The sequence below is a fragment of the Streptomyces sp. NPDC058000 genome, from assembly GCF_042886435.1.
Taxonomy (GTDB): Bacteria; Actinomycetota; Actinomycetes; order Streptomycetales; family Streptomycetaceae; genus Streptomyces.
Genome location: NZ_JBHVQS010000007.1, coordinates 123,993 through 145,795 on the forward strand (window position 1 = coordinate 123,993; position 21,803 = coordinate 145,795).

Here is a 21,803-nt window from a genome sequence, read left to right on the forward strand (position 1 = left end):
AGTGGTGGCCGTACCCCGGTTTTGGGAGATACGGCCAGTGCTGGCAGACTGGACCGTCGGCCCCGGTTCACGTGACGCAATCCGCGCCACGACCCGGTGCACTCCCGAACCTAGGAGAATCCCTTGAAGCGCGACATCCACCCGGAGTACGTCGAGACCCAGGTCAGCTGCACCTGTGGCGCGTCCTTCACCACCCGTAGCACCGTTGCCGGCGGCAACATCCGCGCCGACGTCTGCTCGGAGTGCCACCCGTTCTACACGGGCAAGCAGAAGATCATGGACACGGGCGGCCGTGTGGCCCGCTTCGAGGCCCGCTTCGGCAAGTCCGCCGCGGCCGCCAAGAAGTAGCGACCCGCAAGGCGCCGGTCTCCGGTCGCCCCCGGACAGGGGGGACCGGACCGGCGTCTTTGTCGTCCGGACCCTCTGCCTCCCGGCCCGGGTCCGGCCCGCCGCACAGCGGCAACGGGGCACAGCCACCCCGGGAAGCCACACCAGCAGTCAGCAGAGGAACACACGATGTTCGAGGCGGTCGAGGAACTGGTCGGCGAGCACGCCGATCTCGAAAAGCGGCTGGCCGACCCCGCGGTCCACGCGGACCAGCGCGAGGCCATGCGGCTCAACAAGCGCTACGCGGAGCTGACCCCGATCATCGCCACGTTCCGTGCCTGGAAGCAGACCGGCGACGACATCGAGACCGCTCGGGAACTGGCCGCGGACGACCCGGACTTCGCCGACGAGGTCAAGGAGCTGGACGTCCGCCGCGGGGAGCTCACCGAGAAGCTGCGACTGCTGCTCGTCCCGCGCGACCCCAACGACGACAAGGACATCATCCTGGAGGTCAAGGCCGGTGAGGGTGGCGAGGAGTCCGCGCTGTTCGCCGGCGACCTGCTCCGGATGTACCTGCGGTACGCCGAGCGGGCCGGCTGGAAGACCGAGATCCTCGACGCCAACGAGTCCGACCTCGGCGGCTACAAGGACGTCCAGGTCGCGGTGAAGACCAAGGGCGGCGGCGGTGCCACCGTGCCGGGACAGGGCGTCTGGGCGCGACTGAAGTACGAGGGCGGGGTGCACCGCGTGCAGCGGGTGCCCGCCACCGAGTCGCAGGGCCGGATCCACACCTCCGCGGCCGGTGTGCTGGTCACGCCGGAGGCCGAGGAGGTCGAGGTCGAGATCGGCCCCAACGACCTGCGGATCGACGTCTACCGCTCCTCGGGGCCGGGTGGCCAGTCCGTCAACACCACCGACTCCGCGGTCCGGATCACCCACCTGCCCAGCGGCATCGTGGTGTCCTGCCAGAACGAGAAGAGCCAGCTCCAGAACAAGGAGCAGGCACTGCGCATCCTCCGCTCGCGGCTGCTGGCCGCGGCCCAGGAGGAGGCCGAGCGGGAGGCGTCGGACGCCCGGCGTAGCCAGGTGCGCACGGTGGACCGCTCGGAGCGGATCCGCACGTACAACTTCCCGGAGAACCGGATCTCGGACCACCGGGTGGGCTTCAAGGCGTACAACTTGGACCAGGTGCTCGACGGCGAGCTGGACCCGGTCATCCAGGCGTGCATCGACGCCGACGCGGCGGCCAAGCTCGCCGCCGCCCAGTAAGACCGCAAGACCCAGGACGTATCGGCTGGAGGACCAGTGAACCTGCTGCTCGCGGAGGTGGCCCAGGCCACCCAGCGGCTGGCCGACGCCGGCGTGCCCTCACCGCGCTTCGACGCGGAGGAGCTGGCCGCGCATGTGCACGGCGTCAAGCGCAGCCAGCTGCACACGGTCCCCGACGCGGACTTCGACGCCCGCTATTGGGAGGCCATCGCACGCCGTGAGGCGCGCGAGCCCCTCCAGCACATCACCGGTCGGGCGTTCTTCCGCTACCTCGAACTCGCCGTCGGGCCAGGGGTGTTCGTGCCCCGCCCGGAGACCGAGTCGGTGGTCGGCTGGGCCATAGACGCGGTGCGCGCCATGGACGTCGTCGAGCCCCTGATCGTCGACCTCTGCACCGGTTCCGGGGCGATCGCCCTCGCCCTGGCGCAGGAGGTCCCGCGGTCGCGGGTGCACGCCGTGGAGCTCTCCGAACAGGCCCTGACCTTCGCCCGCAAGAACGTCGAGGGGTCCCGCGTCGTTCTCCACCAGGGCGATGCGCTCACCGCGCTCCCCGAACTGGACGGGCAGGTCGACCTGGTGATCTCCAACCCGCCGTACATCCCGCTCACCGAGTGGGAGTACGTCGCCCCCGAGGCCCGTGACCACGACCCGGAGCTGGCGCTGTTCTCCGGCGAGGACGGTCTGGACACCATCCGGGGCATCGAGCGGACCGCACACCGCCTGCTGCGGCCCGGCGGCGTGGTCGTCGTCGAGCACGCCGACACCCAGGGCGGGCAGGTGCCGTGGATCTTCAACGAGGAGCAGGGCTGGGCGGACGCGGCCGACCACCCCGACCTCAACAACCGGCCCCGATTCGCCACCGCGCGCCGGGCGACGCCATGAGCCGCCCCACTCCGGCGCCGAGGCAGCCGATGCATCCGCAGTATTCGTTCCGCGTAACCGTTCCGCATGAGGAGGACCGCTAATGGCACGGCGATACGACTGCAGCGACGCGACCGACCGCGCGACCGGCCTGCGTGAGGCCGCCTCGGCCGTCCGCCGCGGCGAGCTGGTCGTGCTGCCGACCGACACCGTGTACGGCATCGGTGCGGACGCCTTCAGCCCGGAGGCCGTCGGCGACCTGCTGGAGGCGAAGGGCCGCGGTCGAGGGATGCCCTCCCCGGTCCTGGTCGGGTCCCCCAACACGCTGCACGGCCTGGTCACCGAGTTCTCCGAGCAGGCCTGGGAGCTGGTCGACGCGTTCTGGCCGGGGGCGCTCACCCTCGTCGCCAAGCACCAGCCGTCGCTGACCTGGGACCTGGGCGAGACCCGCGGCACGGTCGCCGTGCGGATGCCGCTGCACCCGGTCGCGATCGAGCTGCTCAACGAGTTCGGCCCGATGGCGGTCTCCAGCGCCAACCTCACCGGCCACCCGTCGCCGCAGGACTGCGACGCCGCCCAGGAGATGCTCGGCGACTCGGTCTCCGTCTACCTCGACGGCGGCCCGACGCCCGCCGCCGTGCCGTCCTCGATCGTGGACGTCACCGGAAAGGTGCCGGTGCTGCTGCGCGCGGGCGCGATCAGCGCCGAGGAACTGCGCAAGGTGGTCCCCGAGCTCGAGGTGGCGAATTGATGCCGCCCCCGGGGCGTGGCATAGCGGGACCAGGCGACGACACCCGGTCCGCCCCGGCGGACCCCACGGCCTGTTTCCGGATCCTCCACGTCAGTACCGGCAACGTCTGCCGCTCGCCGATCACCGAGCGGCTGCACCGCCACGCCCTGGAGGAGCGGCTCGGCGACGTCCGTCGCTGCGGGCTGCTCGTGGAGAGCGCGGGCACCTGGGGCCATGAGGGCGCCCCGATGGAGGCGCACGCCGCGACCGTGCTCGCCGACTACGGCGCGGACCCGGGCGGCTTCATCGGCCGCGAGCTGCTCGACGAGCACGTCATCCGGGCCGACCTGGTGCTGACCGCCACCCGCGACCACCGTGCGCAGGTCATCTCGATGGGGCACTCCGCCGGGCTGCGGACCTTCACGCTGAAGGAGTTCAACCGCCTGGTTCGCGCCATAGATCCGGCCACCCTGCCGGCGCCCGACCCGGACCTGCCGGACGGCGGGCTGGTCGAGCGCGCCCGCGCGCTGGTCGGCGCCGCCGCCGCACTGCGCGGCTGGCTGCTGGCCCCCAACCCGGAGTCCGACGAGGTCTACGACCCCTACGGCGCACCGATCACGTTCTTCCGCTCCATCGGCGACGAGATCAACAGCGCGCTCGATCCGGTCGTCACGGCCCTGACCGGGGTCCCCGCACCGGCGTAGACCGACGTAGATCGGGGTAGGGCCCGCCCCGGAACGCCCGGGGAACGGCCCTGGTGGCCCCTGTGCGGCCCGTTGACCGGCCCCGGGACCCCGATGCCCCGCCCGCCGCGCCCGATCCCCGTACCGCGCCTACATTGGGATTGGGGCCTGCCCGGGCGATCAGGGTTCGGACGGGCCCTGGGGGCACGGCAGACGTGCCCTGGTCCCCGTACGAGGCCCGGAGCCAGCGATGCCCGCCACCACCGCGTCATCCCGCCGTACGTCCCCCGCCGACCGCACCGCGGCCGCTGAGCCCCGGATCGCCGCGGCGGCCGAAACCGCCCAGCAACAGGCGCGGACCGCCGCCCTCGACGACCTCACCCGGCCGCCCGGCTCCCCGGACTTCGCCGCACTGCTGAGCCAGGATCCGGAGATCGCCGGCGTCCTGCTCGCGGAGAGCGCCCGGCAGAGCGACGGGCTCCAACTCATCGCCGCCGAGAACTTCGCCTCACCCGCGGTCCTGGCCGCCCTCGGCTCGCCCTTGAGCAACAAGTACGCCGAGGGCTATCCGGGCGCCCGGCACCACGGCGGCTGCGAGATCGTCGACCTCGCCGAGCGGATCGCGGTGGAGCGCGCCAAGGCCCTGTTCGGCGCCGACCACGCCAACGTCCAGTCCCACTCGGGGTCTTCGGCCGTGCTGGCCGCCTACGCCGCCCTGCTGCGCCCCGGGGACACCGTCCTGGCGATGTCCCTGCCGCACGGCGGGCACCTCACCCACGGTTCGCCGGCCAACTTCTCCGGCCGGTGGTTCGACTTCGCGGGCTACGGCGTCGACGAGGAGAGCGGGCTGCTGGACTACGAGGCGATCCGCGCACTGGCCCGCGAACGGCGGCCGAAGGCCCTGGTCTGCGGCTCGATCTCCTACCCGCGGCACATCGACTACGCGGCGTTCCGCGACATCGCCGACGAGACCGGCGCCTACCTCATCGCCGACGTGGCACACCCGATGGGGTTGATCGCCGGCCGCGCGGCGCCCAGCCCGGTCCCGTATGCCGACGTGGTGTGCGCGACCACCCACAAGGTGCTGCGCGGGCCGCGCGGCGGGATGATCCTGTGCCGGGCGCGGCTGGCCGAGCGCATCGACCGCGCGGTGTTCCCGTTCACCCAAGGGGGTGCCCAGATGAACGCGGTCGCCGCCAAGGCGGTGGCGTTCGCGGAGGCCGCCCGGCCGGCGTTCCGGACCTACGCCCATCAGGTGATCGACAATGCCCGGGTGCTGGCGGACGCGCTGGCCGGGGAGGGCCTGACGGTCACCACCGGTGGCACCGACACCCACCTGATCACCGCGGACACCACCCCGCTCGGCGTGGACGCGCGCACCGCCCGCGGCCGGCTGGCCGCCGCCGGGGTCGTGCTGGACACCTGCGCGCTGCCGTGCGCCGGGGCGCCCGCGGCGTCCGGGGCCTGCCCGACCGGGATCCGGTTGGGCACCGCGGCGGTGACGACCCAGGGGATGGGCGAGGCCGAAATGCACCGGATCGCCGAGCTGATCGGGGCGGCGCTGCGGGAGGACGGGGCGGTGCGCGCCGCGGTCGCCGGGCTGGTCGGCCGATTCCCGCCGTATCCGGATCAGGGCTGATCCGGGCGGGCTTTCGGAACCGTCCGCGGGGCGGCGGCGTCCTTCCTGGTGCTCCCCTGTATTCACGACCAGGGGTCGGACACGCATAAGGTGTGGGGCTGTGATGGCCAGCTATCTCTATGGGGCAGCCCGTGCGTGAATACCTGCTGACGCTGTGCGTCACTGCCGCGGTGACCTACCTGCTGACCGGCCCGGTGCGGAAGTTCGCGATCGCAGCCGGTGCGGTGCCGGAGATCCGCGCCCGTGACGTGCACCGCGAGCCCACTCCCCGGCTGGGCGGGATCGCGATGTTCGGCGGGCTGTGCGCGGGGCTGCTGGTCGCCGCGCACCTGACCAACCTCAAGAGCGTCTTCGAGACCAATGAGCCGCGGGCGCTGCTGTCGGGCGCCGCGCTGATCTGGATCCTCGGCGTGCTGGACGACAAGTGGGGCGTGGACGCGCTGGTCAAGCTGGGCGGCCAGATGATCGCCGCGGGCGTGATGGTCCTCCAGGGCCTGACGATCCTGTATCTCCCGGTCCCCGGCATCGGCACGGTCGCGCTGACGCCGATGCAGGGCACGCTGCTGACCGTCGCGCTGGTCGTCATCACCATCAACGCGGTGAACTTCGTGGACGGCCTGGACGGTCTGGCCTCCGGCATGGTGTGCATCGCCGCGGCCGCGTTCTTCATGTACACGTACCGGCTCTGGTTCGGTTACGGCATCGAGGCGGCGGCGCCCGCCACCCTGTTCTCGGTCGTCCTGATGGGCATGTGCCTGGGCTTCCTGCCGCACAACATGCACCCGGCGCGGATCTTCATGGGCGACTCCGGTTCCATGCTGATCGGCCTGGTGATGGCGGCCGGCGCGGTCTCGCTGACCGGTCAGGTCGACCCGGACCTGCTCAACCAGAAGGCGGGCGGTCTGCGTGAGGCGACCCACGCGATGGTGCCGGTCTACATCCCGCTGCTGCTGCCGCTGACGATCATCGCGGTGCCGGTCGCCGACCTGATTCTGGCCATTGTGCGAAGGACGTGGAAGGGCCAGTCGCCGTTCGCCGCGGACCGCGGGCATCTGCACCACCGACTGCTGGAGATCGGGCATTCCCACAGCCGCGCGGTGCTGATCATGTACTTCTGGTCGGCGCTGATCGCGTTCGGCGCGGTGGCGTACTCGGCGAACGACGCGAGCATGTGGATCGTGCTGGGGATCGTGCTGCTCAGTGCGGTCGGCCTGGTGCTGCTCCTGCTGCCGCGCTTCACCCCGCGGGCCCCGCTCTGGGCCCAGCGGCTGGTCCCGCCGCGGTACCGCCGGGTCGTCCGCGGGCCGGCGTTCGCGGGCGCCCAGGGGGCGGACGCCCCGTCAGACGGGGCGACCGACGAGGCGTCGGGGGAGGAGTCCCGGACGCCGATTCCGGCCGGGATCCACGGCGCCACGGCGATCGGCGACCGGTCACGTTTCGTGGACCGCCGGAGGGCGGGGAGTCATCGCTGAGGCGCTGCGCTGTCGCCCGAATGTGCGTCGGGAATCGGGATGGTTGACCCCATACCAGACAATCGACGACCCGTCAGTGCACCTATGGGCGCCTTCACTCTCACGTGTGACAGGATCCACACGAACCAGGTAAAGACCTCATCAAATAGTTTGTGATACCGTTCACGAAACCCGGCGCTAGAGCCGAAGGACCGTAGTGCGACGGTCCATTGGCCTCAGGTTCTTCCTCAGCCCGGGTCTACGCTCGTCCCTGACGACATCACCCCCACCCATTGCCGGAGCGCCACCATGCAGTCGAATGACGCCCGACTACTCCTCCACGCCGTCGTGCCCACCGTCGCCGCCGGCTCCATCGCCGTTGCCGTGAGCGGTGTCACCGCGGGTGCGACGGGAGCGATCGGCGCCGTCTTCGGCACCGTGCTGGTGGTGCTGGTGATGGGCGCAGGGCTCGTCGTCCTGCAGCAGACCGCGAAGAAGCTTCCGCAGTTGTTCCAGATGATGGGACTGCTGCTGTACACCGTGCAGATCCTGTTCGTGGCGGTGTTCCTCATCGCCTTCAAGGACACAACGCTCTTCGATACCAAGGCATTTGCTTTCACCCTGCTCGCCGCCACCCTCGTATGGATCGCCGCCCAGACGCGCGGCCATATGAAGGCGAAGATCCTGTACGTGGACCCCGACTCCGCGGAGGCCAAGGCGGCGGAGACGGCGGGGTCGCCGACGTGACTCGTAGGGCCGAGATAAATGGCCTCATGCGGGCCTGCTATCGTCCGGTGCCAACTGCGGCGCTGATGGCGCAGGCGGCTGAGCTCCCGGAGTCCACGAACAGGAACGGGAAGTTCTCGCGGCCGATGCCTGTGATCCGGTCCGGCCTAGTGCCGACCAGCCGCCCCCTAATCCGTAACACCAGTCCAGTGCCGCTCCGTGGCTCAACGCCGCGCCGACACAACGAGGTTGCCGTACCTATGCGCCACGCTGAAGGAGCTCGCGGTGAGTGCTGAAACGATGCTCGCCTTCGAGACCGACTGCCACATCTTTTCCGGGTGCGGCTTTGATGCTCCCGGGCTTCATAACTTCGTCTTCGAGCCGCTCTTCACCATCGGTGGCTTCGAGTTCAACAAGCCGATGCTGCTGGCTCTGCTCAGCACGGTCGTTGTTGTGTGGTTCTTCTGGGCTGCATTCGGCCGGGCAAAGGTTGTGCCCGGAAAGCTCCAGATGATCGGCGAGGCGGGCTATGACTTCGTGCGCCGCGGGCTCGTCTATGACGCGCTGGGGAAGAAAGAAGGCGACAAGTACGTCCCCTTCATGGTCTCGCTGTTCTTCTTCGTGTGGATGATGAACATCTGGTCGATCATCCCCGTCGCCTCCTTCCCGGTGACGTCGGTGATCGCCTTCCCCGCGGGTCTCGCGGCGATCGTCTACATCCTGTGGGTCTTCCTCACTTTCAAGAAGCACGGCTTCGTCGGCGCCTTCAAGAACTTCTCCGGTTATGACAAGTCGCTCGGCTGGGTCCTGCCGCTGCTCATGGTCATCGAGCTCTTCTCGAACCTGATCATCCGGCCCTTCACCCACGCGGTACGGCTCTTCGCGAACATGTTCGCGGGCCACCTGCTGATCCTGATGTTCACCATCGCCAGCTGGTACCTGCTGAACGGGATCGGCTTCGTGTACGCCGGTGCGTCGTTCATCATGACCCTGCTGATGACGGCCTTCGAGCTGTTCATCCAGGCCGTCCAGGCGTACGTCTTCGTCCTTCTGGCCTGCAACTACGTCCAGGGCGCGCTCGCCGAGCACCACTGAGCACCCCGCCTCCCACCCCAACAGCTGTCCGGTGGCCAACCCCCATCGGTACGTGAAACGAGAAGGAAGTAACGGCATGTCCGCTGCTCTCGAGATGGTCAACCACCTCGCCGCCGCCGGCGACTCCGCCAAGACCACGGTCGTCGGCAACGTTGCCTCGATCGGTTACGGCCTCGCCGCCATCGGCCCCGGCGTCGGCGTCGGCATCATCTTCGGTAACGGCACCCAGGCCCTGGCCCGTCAGCCCGAGGCCGCCGGCCTGATCCGCACCAACCAGATCATGGGTTTCGCCTTCTGTGAGGCGCTCGCCCTGATCGGCATCGTCATGGGCTTCGTCTACAAGTAAACCGAAGCCACATCGACTATCCATTCAGACGGAAGGCACTGATGTGAACGCCCTGGTCAACTTGGCGGTGGAGGTTCCTGAGAACCCCCTGGTCCCGCCGATTCCAGAGCTGGTCATCGGCCTGATCGCTTTCTTCATCGTCTTCGGCTTCCTCGCCAAGAAGCTCCTCCCGAACATCAACAAGGTTCTGGACGAGCGTCGGGCGCAGATCGAAGGCCGGATCGAGGATGCCGAGGCGACTCAGGCCGAGGCCCAGCAGGTTCTCGCGGACTACCGGGCCCAGCTCGCAGACGCTCGCCACGAGGCCGCGCGACTGCGCCAGGAGGCGCAGGAGCAGGGCGCGACTCTCATCGCTGAGATGCGCGCCGAGGGCCAGCGGCAGCGTGAGGAGATCATCGCTGCCGGCCACGCCCAGATCGAGGCGGACCGCAAGTCCGCCGCCCAGTCGCTGCGCCAGGACGTGGGCACCCTCGCCACCGAACTGGCCGGCAAGCTCGTCGGCGAGTCCCTTGAGGACCACGCCCGGCAGAGCCGGACCATCGACCGCTTCCTCGACGAGCTTGAGGCGAAGGCGGCGTCGGACGCGACGAAGGCTGAGGCCAGCCGATGAATGGAGCGAGCCGCGAGGCACTCGCTTCCGCACGCGAGCAGTTCAACGCGCTGACGGACAACACGTCCGTCGACGCGGCGAACCTCGCCGAGGAGCTGGCTGCCGTCACCGCTCTGCTCGACCGCGAGGTGTCGTTGCGTCGGGTCCTCACCGACCCGGCGCAGGCCGGCGAGGCGCGGGCCGAGCTGGCCCGGCGGCTGCTCGGCGGTCAGGTTGGCGAGGCCACCCTCGATCTGGTCACCGGCATGGTCAAGGCCCGCTGGTCGCGCTCGCGCGACCTGTCGGACGCGATCGAGGAGCTGGCCTACAGCGCGGACCTCGTCGCGGCCCAGCGGGTCGACCGACTGGACGACGTCGAGGACGAGCTGTTCCGGTTCGGCCGGATCGTCGCGTCCAGCGGTGAGCTCCGTCGTGCGCTGACCGACCGGAAGGCCACGACGTCCGCCAAGACGGAACTGCTGCACACGCTGCTGGGCGGCCGGGCCAACCCGGTCACCGAGCGACTGGTGATCCGTCTTGTCGCACAGCCGCGGAGCCGTAGCCTGGAGGCGGGGCTCGACGCCCTCTCCAAGCTGGCGGCGGCTCGCCGGGACCGGATGGTCGCGGTGGTCACCTCCGCGGCGCCGCTCAGCGACGGACAGCGGCAGCGCCTCGGCGCGGCCCTGACCCAGCTGTACGGCCGGCAGATCCACCTGAACATCGACGTGGACCCTTCGGTCCTCGGCGGCGTGCAGGTCCGGATCGGCGACGAGGTCATCAACGGGACCATCTCGGAGCGCCTCGAAGAGGTGTCCCGGCGGATGGCCGGCTGACCCAGCCACCAACTCAAGAGCTGCGCACCCGGCGGCCGCACACCGGACCCGCCGGACCGAAAGGTCCGGCCGCGGTCCGGACGACGCCCCCGGGAGAACAGCACAAGCACGACGGCGGCCCGAGTTGGGCCGTAAGCGGAACTCCGGGGGACGAGCCCCCGGACAGCCGCACGTAACTTCGGGCCCAACAAGGAGAGCAGGGAACCCAGATGGCGGAGCTCACGATCCGGCCGGAGGAGATCCGGGACGCGCTGGAGAACTTCGTCCAGGCGTACAAGCCGGACGCGGCCTCGCGCGAAGAGGTCGGCACGGTCAGCGATGCCGGTGACGGCATCGCGCATGTCGAGGGCCTGCCCTCGGCGATGGCGAACGAACTGCTGAAGTTCGAGGACGGCACGCTCGGTCTTGCGCTGAACCTGGAAGAGCGCGAGATCGGTGCGGTCATCCTCGGAGAGTTCAGCGGCATCGAGCAGGGCCAGCCGGTGCAGCGCACCGGCGAGGTGCTCTCGGTCGCGGTGGGCGAGGGCTACCTCGGCCGCGTCGTCGACCCGCTGGGCAACCCGATCGACGGCCTCGGCGAGATCGAGACCGAAGGCCGCCGCGCGCTGGAGCTGCAGGCCCCCACGGTCATGCAGCGCAAGTCCGTCCACGAGCCGATGGCCACCGGCTACAAGGGCGTCGACGCGATGACGCCGATCGGCCGCGGTCAGCGTCAGCTGATCATCGGCGACCGCCAGACCGGCAAGACCGCCCTGGCCGTCGACACGATCATCAACCAGCGCGACAACTGGCGCTCCGGTGACCCGAAGAAGCAGGTCCGCTGCATCTACGTCGCCATCGGCCAGAAGGGCTCCACCATCGCGTCGGTCCGCCGCGCGCTGGAGGAGAACGGTGCGCTGGAGTACACGACCATCGTCGCCGCCCCGGCGTCCGACCCGGCGGGCTTCAAGTACCTGGCGCCCTACACCGGCTCGGCCATCGGCCAGCACTGGATGTACCAGGGCAAGCACGTCCTGATCGTCTTCGACGACCTCTCGAAGCAGGCCGACGCCTACCGCGCCGTGTCCCTGCTGCTGCGTCGTCCGCCGGGCCGTGAGGCCTACCCGGGTGACGTCTTCTACCTGCACTCGCGTCTGCTGGAGCGCTGCGCCAAGCTCTCCGACGAGATGGGTGCCGGCTCGATGACCGGTCTCCCGATCGTCGAGACCAAGGCGAACGACGTGTCGGCGTTCATCCCGACCAACGTCATCTCCATCACCGACGGCCAGTGCTTCCTGGAGTCGGACCTGTTCAACGCCAACCAGCGTCCGGCGCTGAACGTCGGTATCTCCGTCTCCCGAGTCGGTGGTTCCGCGCAGCACAAGGCCATGCGCCAGGTTTCCGGCCGGCTCCGCGTGGACCTCGCCCAGTACCGCGAGCTGGAGGCGTTCGCCGCCTTCGGTTCCGACCTGGACGCGGCCTCCAAGGCGCAGCTGGAGCGCGGTAAGCGCATGACCGAGCTGCTCAAGCAGGACCAGTACGCCCCGTACTCGGTCGAGGACCAGGTCGTCTCCATCTGGGCCGGTACCAACGGCAAGATGGACGACGTCCCGGTCGAGGACATCCGCCGCTTCGAGCGGGAGCTCCTCGACTACCTCCACCGTGAGAAGAAGGACCTCCTGACCAGCATCCGCGAGGGCGCGAAGATGTCGGACGACACCATTGGTGCGGTCTCCGAGGTCATCGACGGCTTCAAGCGGCAGTTCGAGACCTCGGACGGCAAGCTGCTCGGCGAGGACGCCCCGGCCGGCACCGGCAAGTGACGACGGAAGGGACCTGATCCATGGGAGCCAAGCTCCGGGTCTACAAGCGTCGCATCCGTTCCGTCACCGCGACCAAGAAGATCACCAAGGCGATGGAGATGATCGCCGCCTCGCGCGTCGTCAAGGCGCAGCGCCAGGTGGCGGCATCGACGCCGTACGCGAGTGAACTGACCCGCGCGGTGACGGCGGTTGCCACGGGCTCGAACACCCAGCACCCGCTGACGACCGAGGCGGAGAAGCCCGCCCGGGCCGCGCTGTTGCTCATCACGAGCGACCGCGGTCTGGCCGGTGGCTACTCCTCCAACGTCATCAAGGCCGCGGACCAGCTCACCGAGCGGCTCAAGGCCGAGGGCAAGGAGGTCGACGTCTACATCGTCGGCCGCAAGGGTGTGTCGTACTACAACTTCCGCGAGCGCAAGGTCGTGGAAGCGTGGACCGGCTTCACCGACAGCCCGACGTACGCGGATGCGAAGAAGATCGGCGCACCGCTCATCGCGGCCGTCCAGCAGGACACCGCCGAGGGCGGCGTGGACGAACTCCACATCGTCTTCACCGAGTTCATCTCGATGATGACGCAGACGGCGCTCGACGACCGTCTGCTGCCGCTCAGCCTCGACAAGACGGCGGAGTCGGAGGAGACGCCCACGGGCGAGATCCTCCCGCTGTTCGACTTCGAGCCGTCGGCCGAGGACGTCCTGGACGCCCTGCTGCCGCGGTACGTCGAGTCGCGGATCTACAACGCACTGCTGCAGGCCGCCGCCTCCAAGCACGCCGCCACGCGGCGCGCGATGAAGTCGGCGACCGACAACGCGGAAGACATCATCAAGTCGCTCTCGCGGCTTGCCAACGCGGCCCGCCAGGCCGAAATCACCCAGGAAATCAGCGAGATCGTCGGCGGCAGTGCCGCACTGGCCGACGCGACCGCGGGGAGTGACTGACACATGACCACCACTGTTGAGACGGCCGCTGCCACGGGCCGCGTCGCCCGGGTCATCGGCCCGGTCGTCGACGTGGAGTTCCCCGTCGACGCGATGCCGGAGATCTACAACGCCCTGCACGTGCAGGTCGACGACCCGGCCAACCCGGGCGAGAAGCGGACGCTGACCCTTGAGGTCGCGCAGCACCTGGGCGAAGGCCAGGTCCGTGCGATTTCGATGCAGCCCACCGACGGTCTGGTCCGCCAGGCCCCGGTGGTCAACACCGGCGCGGGCATCACCGTCCCGGTCGGCGACATCACCCAGGGCAAGGTCTTCAACACGCTCGGCGAGATCCTGAACGAGCCGGAGGCCGAGTCCCAGATCACCGAGCGTTGGGCGATCCACCGCAAGGCGCCCGCGTTCGACCAGCTCGAGTCGAAGACCGAGATGTTCGAGACCGGCCTGAAGGTCGTCGACCTGCTGACCCCGTACGTCAAGGGCGGCAAGATCGGTCTGTTCGGTGGTGCCGGTGTCGGCAAGACCGTTCTGATCCAGGAAATGATCATGCGTGTGGCCAAGCTGCACGAGGGCGTTTCCGTCTTCGCCGGCGTCGGTGAGCGCACCCGTGAGGGCAACGACCTCATGGACGAGATGGAGGAGGCCGGCGTTCTGGACAAGACCGCGCTGGTCTTCGGCCAGATGGACGAGCCGCCGGGCACCCGTCTGCGCGTGGCCCTGGCCGGTCTGACCATGGCGGAGTACTTCCGCGATGTGAAGAAGCAGGACGTGTTGTTCTTCATCGACAACATCTTCCGCTTCACCCAGGCCGGTTCCGAGGTCTCGACCCTGCTCGGCCGGATGCCCTCCGCGGTGGGCTACCAGCCGAACCTGGCCGACGAGATGGGCATCCTGCAGGAGCGCATCACCTCGACCCGTGGTCACTCGATCACCTCGATGCAGGCGATCTACGTCCCCGCGGACGACCTGACCGACCCGGCGCCGGCCACCACGTTCGCGCACCTCGACGCCACGACCGTGCTGTCGCGTCCGATCTCGGAGAAGGGCATCTACCCGGCGGTCGACCCGCTGGACTCGACGTCCCGCATCCTGGACCCGCGGTACATCGCGCAGGAGCACTACGACACCGCCTCGCGCGTGAAGTCGATCCTGCAGAAGTACAAGGATCTGCAGGACATCATCGCGATCCTGGGTATCGACGAGCTCGGCGAGGAGGACAAGCTCATCGTCCACCGCGCCCGTCGTATCGAGCGCTTCCTGTCGCAGAACACCCACGCTGCCAAGCAGTTCACGGGTGTCGACGGCTCGGACGTCTCGCTCGACGAGTCGATCACCGCGTTCAACGCGATCGCCGACGGTGAGTACGACCACTTCCCCGAGCAGGCATTCTTCATGTGCGGCGGTATCGACGACCTGAAGAAGAACGCCAAGGAGCTGGGCGTCTCCTGACCCCCATCGGTCCCGGGGGCGGCCCTGGCCGCCTCCGGCCCGTACGACGACTAGTATTTGACCCAACATCTGCCACACCAGGCAGGTGGAGACCCGAGGAGCCATCGTGGCTGAGCTGCACGTCGAGTTGGTCGCCGCGGACCGTCAGATCTGGTCCGGCGAGGCCAGCCTGGTCGTCGCGCGCACCTCGTCGGGCGACATCGGCGTCATGCCCGGACACCAGCCGCTGCTCGGCGTGCTGCAGTCGGGCCCGGTGACGATTCGTACGACCGGTGAGAGCGGGGACGGCACCGTCGTCGCCGCGGTGCACGGCGGCTTCATCTCGTTCGCCGACAACAAGCTGTCGCTGCTCGCAGAGGTGGCCGAGCTGTCGGACGAGATCGATGTCCAGCGCGCGGAGCGGGCCCTGGAGCGAGCGAAGTCGGAGGCCGACGCGGCCGCCGAGCGTCGCGCCGATGTCCGGCTGCGTGCGGTGGCGGGCGTTCACTGAGCCCCGTCACCGACGAGATCGATCCTCAGCCGCGGGCTGCCCGGAGTTCCGGAGCGGTCCGCGGCTGAGGCAATGCAGGTGCGTTTCCCTACCTTCGGACTCCACCCGGGGGTAACCCAACGAAGCGAGGAGGTCGGTCGAGATGGTCCTCGCTCTGCTTGTGAGCGGCATCGTCGTGGTACTGGTGCTGCTGGGCCTGTTCGTCTTCGGGCTACGGCGCAGGCTCATCCAGCGCTCCGGGGGGACGTTCGACTGCAGTCTTCGGTGGAACGTGCCGGAGGACGAGCCCAGCGGCAAGGGCTGGATCTACGGCGTGGCGCGGTACAACGGTGACCGGATCGAGTGGTTCCGGGTGTTCTCGTACGCGCCCCGGCCCCGCCGGCTGCTGGAGCGCTCCGCCATCGAGGTGCTGGAGCGCCGCATCCCGCAGAGCGAGGAGGAGCTCGCGCTGCTCTCCGACTCCATCGTGCTGGCCTGTGCGCTGGGCGGAACCCGCGTCGAGCTGGCGATGAGCGAGGACGCGCTCACCGGCTTCCTGGCCTGGTTGGAGGCGGCGCCTCCCGGCCAGCGGGTCAACGTGGCCTGAGCCGATGGCCACCGCATCGGTCCCGGACGGGTGCGGTGGCCGTCAGCCGTTCGCGCCGCCGCCGGGCGGGCAGCGGCGCGAACGCGGTCCGTCCCGTGCGGTCAGTGCGTGCCGGGAACCCAGCGGGTCAGGTCGCGCGAGGGGCTGAACAGCCGCGGTGCGACGACCTTGAGGTGGGACGGCGGGTCCTGCCGGGTGGGCGCCAGGCAGAGGACCTGGGTGCCCTCCTCGCTCGGTGGCGGTCCGGCGGTTGTGCCCTCGGCCTCCTGGAAACCCGCGAAGCGGTAGGCGACTTCCATCATCCGGTTGCGTTCGGTACGCCGGAACGCGGCCGTCAGGGACTGGCCGGCCCGTGCGGCCTCGTCGGTGATCCAGCGCAGCAGCGCCGCGCCCACCCCGAAGGACACCACCCGGCACGAGGTGGCGAGCAACTTGATGTGCCAGGTGTCGGGACGCCGGTCGAGCAGGATCACCCCGATCGCGCCGTGCGGGCCGAACCGGTCGGTGAGCGAGGCGACCAGCACCTCGTGCCGCTCGTCCGCCAGCAGGGAGCGCAGGGTCTGCTCGGAGTAGTGCACCCCGGTGGCGTTCATCTGGCTGGTGCGGAGGGTCAGTTCGCCGACCCGGGAGATGTCCTCGGCGGCGGCCCGGCCGATGGTCAGCTCCAGGGCGAGGGAGCGCAGGAACTCCTCGTCGGTGCCGGCGTGTTCGGCGCGTTCGGTCTCCCGGCGGAGGCCCGCCTGGTACATCTGCCGGCGGCGGCGGGCGTCGCTGGTGACCACGGCCGGGGTGAACTCCGGGTGGTCCGGTAGCGACGCCGCGTCCTCGGCGGGGTAGCAGCGGACCTCGGGGTGGTGGAACGCCACCTCCGCGCGTTCGGCGGGCTGGTCGTCGATGAAGGCGAGGGTCGACAGCGCGAAGTTCAGCTCGTCGGCGAGGGCACGGACCGAGGCGGACTTCGCGCCCCAGCCGATCTGCGGCAGGACGAAGTACTCGGCCAGCCCGAGCTTCTCCAGGCGTTCCCATGCCTGGTCGTGGTCGTTGCGGCTGGCGATCGACTGGAGGATGCCGCGTGCGTCGAGGGTGGCGATCACCTCGCGCAGGGCGTCGGGGACCTCGACGTCGTCGTCCTCCAGCAGCGTGCCGCGCCACAGGGTGTTGTCCAGGTCCCAGACCAGGCACTTGACGGTGGCAGGCGGTTCCGTCACTTGCTCGTTCTCCTTTGCCGGGGCGGGGTTCATACTTCCCACAGCGTCACGGTCCAGGCCGCGACGGGGCTGTTGCTGAGCACCAGGACGTGCTGGCCGGGGTCCAACTCGCCGCGGGCCAGCAGGCGGTCCAGGTTGAGGACGACGTCCATCGGGCCGAGATGGCCGAACGCGGCCAGGTGCGTCGCGCACACGGGGTGGATCGGCAGGCCCAGGGAGATGCGGTAGAAGTCGTAGGCGCTGGCGGTGACGTTCTGCATCAACGCGGCGGCCACGTCGTCCTTGCCCAGGCCCGCGTCGGCGAGGACCCGGTCGACCAGGTCGCCGAGCCGGTTGCGGCTGTGCATGGCGAGTTCGAAGGAGTAGCGGTCGTTGTCGGTGCACTCCTCGCGCCACTGCGACCAGGGCCGGTGCTTGTAGTCCACCTTGAACAGGTCGTGGAAGGAGCTGTCCACCTCCATCCGGTGCGCCTTCAGCACCGGTCGGCCGCCCCGGACCAGGGTCATCGCGAAGGCGCCGTCCCCGATCACGGTGACCGGGCGGCGGACCCGGTCGGCGGCGGTCGGGCGGCTGCCGTAGGTGATCAGGACGCTCTTGCGGGTGGGGTCGCCCAGGAGCAGGTCCCGGCCCAGGCCCCAGGCGGCCGAGGAGCCGGCGCAGCCCAGGCCGTCGACCGTGAACGGGAACGTGCCGTCCAGGCCGGCGAGATGGGCGATCTTCCCGGCGTCCGAACCGATCAGCACGTCCGGTGCCCGTGACCCGATGTGCAGCAGGAGGTCGGGGACCTCCGACTGTGTGGCCATGAGCTCGCGGCAGGCCCGGGCGGCGAGTTCGGTCGGTTCGGTGTCCGGGAAGATCCCGACCGTGCCGACCCCCGCCTGCTCGGCGAACTTCAGCTCCTCGTCGCTCAGCCGGGCCAGTTCGGGCAGATCCGCGACGGGCACCCGTTCGTCCGGCAGCAGACAGTGCACCGCCCCGATTCCGACGGCGTTCATACGGCCCCTTCCAGCGCTCGCTCGGCGAGGATGAGCTGGCAGATCTCCTCGCTGCCCTCGATGATCTGCATCAACTTGGCGTCCCGGTACGCCCGGGCCACCGGTTCGCCGTCCACCGAACCCGCGGAGGCCAGGACCTGCACCGCGGTGGCGGCGGACCGGGCCGCATGGCCCGCGGCGACGTGCTTGGCGAGCACCGCGGCGGTGCTCAGCTCGGGGGACCGGTCGTCCCAGCAGCCGGCGGCGTGTTCGCACACCCTGGTCGCGGTCTGCTCCGCGACCAGCAGTTCGGCCAGGTGCCGGGCGACCAACTGGTGCTCGGCCAGCGGCTTGCCGAACTGCTCCCGGTCGCGGGCATGGGCGGCGGCGGCGCGCAGACAGCTGCGGATGATGCCGACACAGCCCCAGGCGACCGACATCCGTCCGTAGGTGAGCGCGAGGGTGGTGAGCAACGGGAGTGACTGGCTGGTGCCCGAGAGCACCTGGGTGGCCGGCAGGCGCACGTCCTCAAGGAGCACGTCGGCGTGGCCGGCCGCGCGGCAGCCCAGCGGCTGGGGGATCGGGCGCACCGTGACGCCGGGCGTCGTGGCGGGTACCAGTACCGCGGCCGCACCGTCCTGGTAGCGGCCGAACACCACCAGCAGGTCGGCGTATCCGGCCGCGGTGGACCAGACCTTGTGGCCGTTCAGGACCACCGTGTCGCCGTCGTCCTTGACCGTGGTGGCGATGGCCGAGAGGTCGCTGCCGGCCTGCGGTTCGCTGAACGCCACGGCGGCGAGGTCGCCGCGGGTGAGGCGGGTCAGTGCCTCGGCGCGCTGCGGGCGGGTGCCGAACCGCTGGATGGTCCAGGCCGCCATGCCCTGGGAGGTCATCACGCTCCGCAGCGAACTGCACAGCGCTCCGGCGTGGGCGGTGAGTTCGCCGTTCCGGCGGCTGGAGAGGCCGGGGCCGCCGTACTCGGCGGGGACCTCGGCGCACAGTGCGCCCGCCGCGCCGAGCCTGCGGAGCACCTCCACCGGTATGGCGCCGGCCAGGTCCCAGGCGGCGGCCCGGTCGCCGACCTCCGTACTGATCAGGTCCGGTAGGTCGTCACTCACCGGCGTCGGCCCCGGTGAGGCGGAGTACGAGCGCGGTCATGTCGTTCACCGTGCGGAAGTTGTCGATCCGAAGGTCCGGTCCTTCGATGGCGAGGTCGAAGGTCCGCTCGATGTGCACGACCAGTTCCATCGCGAACATCGAGGAGACGCCGCCGTCGGCGAACAGGTCGGTGTCCGACGCCCAGCTGGTCTTGGTGCTCTTCTCCAGGAACTGCTTCAGCTCGGTCTCGACGTCTTCCGCCACGAACCGGCGCTCTGTGGTCGACTCGCTCATCTCGGCTTCCTCTCGGGCTTCTTGTGAATGAGGGTGAGGCCGTCCGCCACGGCGAGCAGCGAGATGTCCACGCGTTCGTCGTCGCGCAGCCGGGTGTTGAGTTCGCGGATGGCCAGGGTGTCCGGGTCCTGCACGGCCGGGTCGACGACCCTGCCGAAGAACAGCGTGTTGTCCAGCACCAGCAGCCCGCCCGGCCGCACCAGCGCCAGGGACTGCTCGTAGTACCGGAGGTAGTTGGCCTTGTCGGCGTCGACGAAGGCCAGGTCGAAGCTGCCGGGGCCGCTGTGCGCGAGGAGGTCGTCGAGGGTCCCGGTCGCGTCGCCGAGCCGCAGGTCGATCCGGTCGGCGACCTCGGCCCGCTGCCAGTAGCGGGTGGCGATGCGGGTCCAGCGCTCGTTGTTGTCGCAGGTGACCACCGTGCCGTGGGGAGGCAGGGCGCGGGCCATGCACAGGCTGCTGTAGCCGGTGAAGGTGCCCACCTCCAGCACCTTTGCGGCCCCGGTCAGCCGGACCAGGAGGGCGAGGAACTGCGCCTCCTCGGGCAGCACCAGCATCGCCTGGAGCATCGGCATGCCCGCCGTCTCGGCGCGCAGGTCGCGCAGGACGTCGTCGTCGCGCAACGACATCTGCCGGACGTAGTCCCTGAGCCGGTCGTCGAGGATGAGCTGATCGGCCATCAGGCCACCGCGCCCGGGTAGGTGTAGAAGCCGCGGCCGTTCTTGCGGCCGTGCTCGCCGTCGCGCACCTTCTGGAGCAGCAGGTCGCAGGGGCGGCACCCCTCGTCGCCGGTGCGCTGGTGCAGGACCCACAGGGAGTCCACGAGGTTGTCCAGGCCGATCAGGTCGGCGGTGCGCAGGGGACCGGTGCGGTGCCCCAGGCAGTCCTGCATCAGGGTGTCCACGTCCTCGGCGGTGGCCCGACCCTCCTGTACGACCCGCGCCGCGTCGTTGATCATGCGGTGCAGCACCCGGCTGGTGACGAAGCCGGGGCCGTCGCCGACGAAGACCCCGCGCCGGTCGAGCGCCGCGAGCACCCGCCGGACGGCCGCCACGGTCTGCTCGCCGGTGCGGGCGCCGCGGATGACCTCGACGGTCCGGATCAGGTACGAGGGGTTCATGAAGTGGACGCCGACCAGCCGCTCGGGGTCCGGGAGTTGGGACGCGAGTTCGTCCACCGGGATGGAGGAGGTGTTGGTCACCAGCGCGGTGTCGGGGCCGGTCGCCGCGGCGGCCTCGGTCAGTGCCTTGACCTTCAGTCCGGCGTCCTCGGTGACCGCTTCGATCACCGCGTCGATCGCCGTGTCGCCGTCGCGGCGGTCGCCGAGCGAGTCGCTGATCGCCAACTGCCCCTGGGGGACGTCCGGACGGGCCCCCATGAGGTGGGCCATCCGCAGCTCGCGCTCGATCCTGGCGCGGGCCCCCGCCCGCTTCTGCGGGTCGGTCTCGACCAGGAGCACCGGGACGCCCTGGCCGAGGGCGAGTGTCGTGATGCTGACGCCCATGACACCGGCTCCCAGAACGGCCAGTCGCGCGGCCGGGTCTTCCATTGTCACCGCATACCTCCGTTACCTAGCGGTTGACAGCACAATTAATTGCATTGCTCAGGCAGCAGGTTGAGGTTATTGCTCTGTTGAAAGTTGAAAGTAGCGGTCCGGGGGGCCGAATTCCTCAAGAGGGCGACAGGGGTGCGGCCCGCGGCGGGCGCGGGGGAACGGGCCGGGGCGGAGAAACGGTGCCCCTGGCCCGGCTCAGGTGTCGAATCCGGTGTGCGGACCTGCCGGTCGAGGAATCCGGAGTGCTTCGTTCCGCGAATTACACCGGTGTGATGCGTGGGGGTCTGCGATGCGAAGCCATAACCCTCCACTTAGATCAGCTGGAGTCTGGACCGTAGCATGATTGTTCTGGGTTGGCGTCGGAATCATTCGTTCCGGAAAGTGCCTGCCGGTTCCGCCCGATGCACTTCCCGGGTATGCCCGGGGGAGTTGCCGGCGGGATGGCCGTGACCTGCGGCGCCCCGGTAATGCACCAGGTGGGGCCCGGAGTCGGTCGAGATGTCCCTTGATCGAATCTCTTGCCACCCCTTGAGAATCGATGTTACGTTCCCGTCTCAGAGGAGCAGGCGGGCGCCTTCCGCCTGAGCTGCTGACGTCAGTGTGTCAACGGGGGTTGAGGATGCTGGGTTGCTGCAGTCCGCCTGTCTGGGCCCTGTCGGCGAAGAAGCCCGAAGGTAGTTCTCCCCATGCCAATGCGAGGGCCTTTTAGCAGGCCCGTGCGTCGCGTTCTGCTACGCAAGTCCTGAAGTTTTCGTTGGTGTTCATTTGAATGTCTACCGAGCGCTGCCCTGCCTGATGGCACGGCGCGGTGCGGTGGCCTGTCGCGATATCCGTTCAGCTATGTCACCCGGGCGAGACGAAGGTCT

23 protein-coding genes are annotated in these 21,803 nt (G+C 69.6%); 17 read left to right on the forward strand and 6 right to left on the reverse strand.

Features of this window, described 5'->3' with window-relative positions; all coding sequences use genetic code 11:
- Positions 1-123: 123 nt before the first annotated feature.
- From rpmE to ACFVT2_RS10545, 17 genes are all read left to right on the forward strand, one after another.
- A complete protein-coding gene (rpmE, locus tag ACFVT2_RS10465; protein ID WP_390014754.1) occupies positions 124-348 on the forward strand; it encodes a 50S ribosomal protein L31 in 225 nt (74 codons plus the stop codon).
- Between the two features lie 168 nt (positions 349-516).
- The gene (gene prfA, locus ACFVT2_RS10470) at positions 517-1,596 is read left to right on the forward strand and encodes a peptide chain release factor 1 (RefSeq protein WP_390014756.1); all 1,080 of its coding nucleotides are present in this window, start codon (positions 517-519) and stop codon (positions 1,594-1,596) included.
- Positions 1,597-1,632: 36 nt separating this feature from the next.
- Positions 1,633-2,478: a peptide chain release factor N(5)-glutamine methyltransferase gene (prmC, locus tag ACFVT2_RS10475; RefSeq protein WP_390014759.1), complete on the forward strand. Its 846-nt coding sequence runs from the start codon at positions 1,633-1,635 to the stop codon at positions 2,476-2,478.
- An 82-nt stretch (positions 2,479-2,560) separates the two neighbouring features.
- Positions 2,561-3,208, forward strand: coding sequence for an L-threonylcarbamoyladenylate synthase (locus ACFVT2_RS10480; RefSeq protein ID WP_390014761.1), 648 nt, complete (start codon positions 2,561-2,563; stop codon positions 3,206-3,208).
- The gene (locus tag ACFVT2_RS10485; protein ID WP_390014764.1) at positions 3,208-3,891 is read left to right on the forward strand and encodes a protein-tyrosine-phosphatase; all 684 of its coding nucleotides are present in this window, start codon (positions 3,208-3,210) and stop codon (positions 3,889-3,891) included. The genes ACFVT2_RS10480 and ACFVT2_RS10485 overlap by 1 nt, the downstream gene beginning before the upstream one ends.
- Positions 3,892-4,120: 229 nt before the next feature.
- Positions 4,121-5,509, forward strand: coding sequence for a serine hydroxymethyltransferase (gene glyA / locus ACFVT2_RS10490; RefSeq protein ID WP_390014766.1), 1,389 nt, complete (start codon positions 4,121-4,123; stop codon positions 5,507-5,509).
- 119 nt (positions 5,510-5,628) lie between these two features.
- Positions 5,629-6,981, forward strand: a complete 1,353-nt coding sequence (locus tag ACFVT2_RS10495; protein WP_390014769.1) for an MraY family glycosyltransferase — start codon at positions 5,629-5,631, stop codon at positions 6,979-6,981.
- 288 nt (positions 6,982-7,269) lie between these two features.
- Complete coding sequence (locus ACFVT2_RS10500; protein WP_390014772.1) at positions 7,270-7,707, forward strand: hypothetical protein; 438 nt, start codon at positions 7,270-7,272, stop codon at positions 7,705-7,707.
- A 279-nt stretch (positions 7,708-7,986) separates the two neighbouring features.
- On the forward strand, positions 7,987-8,781 hold the full coding sequence (atpB, locus tag ACFVT2_RS10505; protein ID WP_390014969.1) for a F0F1 ATP synthase subunit A: 795 nt from the start codon (positions 7,987-7,989) through the stop codon (positions 8,779-8,781).
- Positions 8,782-8,857: 76 nt separating this feature from the next.
- A complete protein-coding gene (gene atpE / locus ACFVT2_RS10510; protein ID WP_384098128.1) occupies positions 8,858-9,127 on the forward strand; it encodes an ATP synthase F0 subunit C in 270 nt (89 codons plus the stop codon).
- A 43-nt stretch (positions 9,128-9,170) separates the two neighbouring features.
- The gene (locus ACFVT2_RS10515; RefSeq protein WP_390014776.1) at positions 9,171-9,737 is read left to right on the forward strand and encodes a F0F1 ATP synthase subunit B; all 567 of its coding nucleotides are present in this window, start codon (positions 9,171-9,173) and stop codon (positions 9,735-9,737) included.
- Complete coding sequence (locus tag ACFVT2_RS10520) at positions 9,734-10,549, forward strand: F0F1 ATP synthase subunit delta (protein ID WP_390014778.1); 816 nt, start codon at positions 9,734-9,736, stop codon at positions 10,547-10,549. Before ACFVT2_RS10515 ends, ACFVT2_RS10520 begins: the two co-directional genes overlap by 4 nt.
- Positions 10,550-10,758: 209 nt before the next feature.
- On the forward strand, positions 10,759-12,351 hold the full coding sequence (atpA, locus tag ACFVT2_RS10525; RefSeq protein WP_390014780.1) for a F0F1 ATP synthase subunit alpha: 1,593 nt from the start codon (positions 10,759-10,761) through the stop codon (positions 12,349-12,351).
- A 20-nt stretch (positions 12,352-12,371) separates the two neighbouring features.
- Positions 12,372-13,289 (forward strand): F0F1 ATP synthase subunit gamma, encoded by a 918-nt coding sequence (locus ACFVT2_RS10530; RefSeq protein ID WP_390014783.1) that lies wholly within the window; start codon positions 12,372-12,374, stop codon positions 13,287-13,289.
- A gap of 3 nt (positions 13,290-13,292) precedes the next feature.
- Entirely contained in the window at positions 13,293-14,735 is a 1,443-nt protein-coding gene (gene atpD, locus ACFVT2_RS10535; protein WP_390014786.1) for a F0F1 ATP synthase subunit beta, read from the forward strand.
- A 106-nt stretch (positions 14,736-14,841) separates the two neighbouring features.
- Positions 14,842-15,225: a F0F1 ATP synthase subunit epsilon gene (locus ACFVT2_RS10540; protein ID WP_390014788.1), complete on the forward strand. Its 384-nt coding sequence runs from the start codon at positions 14,842-14,844 to the stop codon at positions 15,223-15,225.
- A gap of 142 nt (positions 15,226-15,367) precedes the next feature.
- Positions 15,368-15,811, forward strand: coding sequence for a DUF2550 domain-containing protein (locus ACFVT2_RS10545; RefSeq protein ID WP_390014791.1), 444 nt, complete (start codon positions 15,368-15,370; stop codon positions 15,809-15,811).
- 101 nt (positions 15,812-15,912) lie between these two features.
- Here ACFVT2_RS10545 and ACFVT2_RS10550 read toward each other — a convergent pair whose 3' ends face one another.
- Genes ACFVT2_RS10550 through ACFVT2_RS10575 form a run of 6 tightly spaced genes read right to left on the reverse strand, consistent with a single transcriptional unit; the run spans position 15,913 to position 20,931 of the window.
- On the reverse strand, positions 15,913-17,052 hold the full coding sequence (locus ACFVT2_RS10550; protein WP_390014793.1) for an HAD-IIIC family phosphatase: 1,140 nt from the start codon (positions 17,050-17,052) through the stop codon (positions 15,913-15,915).
- Positions 17,049-18,014, reverse strand: coding sequence for a 3-oxoacyl-[acyl-carrier-protein] synthase III C-terminal domain-containing protein (locus tag ACFVT2_RS10555; protein WP_390014795.1), 966 nt, complete (start codon positions 18,012-18,014; stop codon positions 17,049-17,051). Before ACFVT2_RS10555 ends, ACFVT2_RS10550 begins: the two co-directional genes overlap by 4 nt.
- Complete coding sequence (locus ACFVT2_RS10560) at positions 18,011-19,111, reverse strand: acyl-CoA dehydrogenase family protein (RefSeq protein WP_390014798.1); 1,101 nt, start codon at positions 19,109-19,111, stop codon at positions 18,011-18,013. The genes ACFVT2_RS10555 and ACFVT2_RS10560 overlap by 4 nt, the downstream gene beginning before the upstream one ends.
- Positions 19,104-19,385 carry an acyl carrier protein gene (locus ACFVT2_RS10565; protein WP_390014801.1) on the reverse strand — a complete coding sequence of 94 codons (282 nt, stop codon included), beginning with the start codon at positions 19,383-19,385 and terminating at the stop codon, positions 19,104-19,106. The genes ACFVT2_RS10560 and ACFVT2_RS10565 overlap by 8 nt, the downstream gene beginning before the upstream one ends.
- Entirely contained in the window at positions 19,382-20,062 is a 681-nt protein-coding gene (locus tag ACFVT2_RS10570; protein WP_390014803.1) for an O-methyltransferase, read from the reverse strand. The genes ACFVT2_RS10565 and ACFVT2_RS10570 overlap by 4 nt, the downstream gene beginning before the upstream one ends.
- Positions 20,062-20,931, reverse strand: coding sequence for a 3-hydroxyacyl-CoA dehydrogenase family protein (locus ACFVT2_RS10575; RefSeq protein ID WP_390014972.1), 870 nt, complete (start codon positions 20,929-20,931; stop codon positions 20,062-20,064). Before ACFVT2_RS10575 ends, ACFVT2_RS10570 begins: the two co-directional genes overlap by 1 nt.
- Between the last annotated feature and the right edge of the window lie 872 nt (positions 20,932-21,803).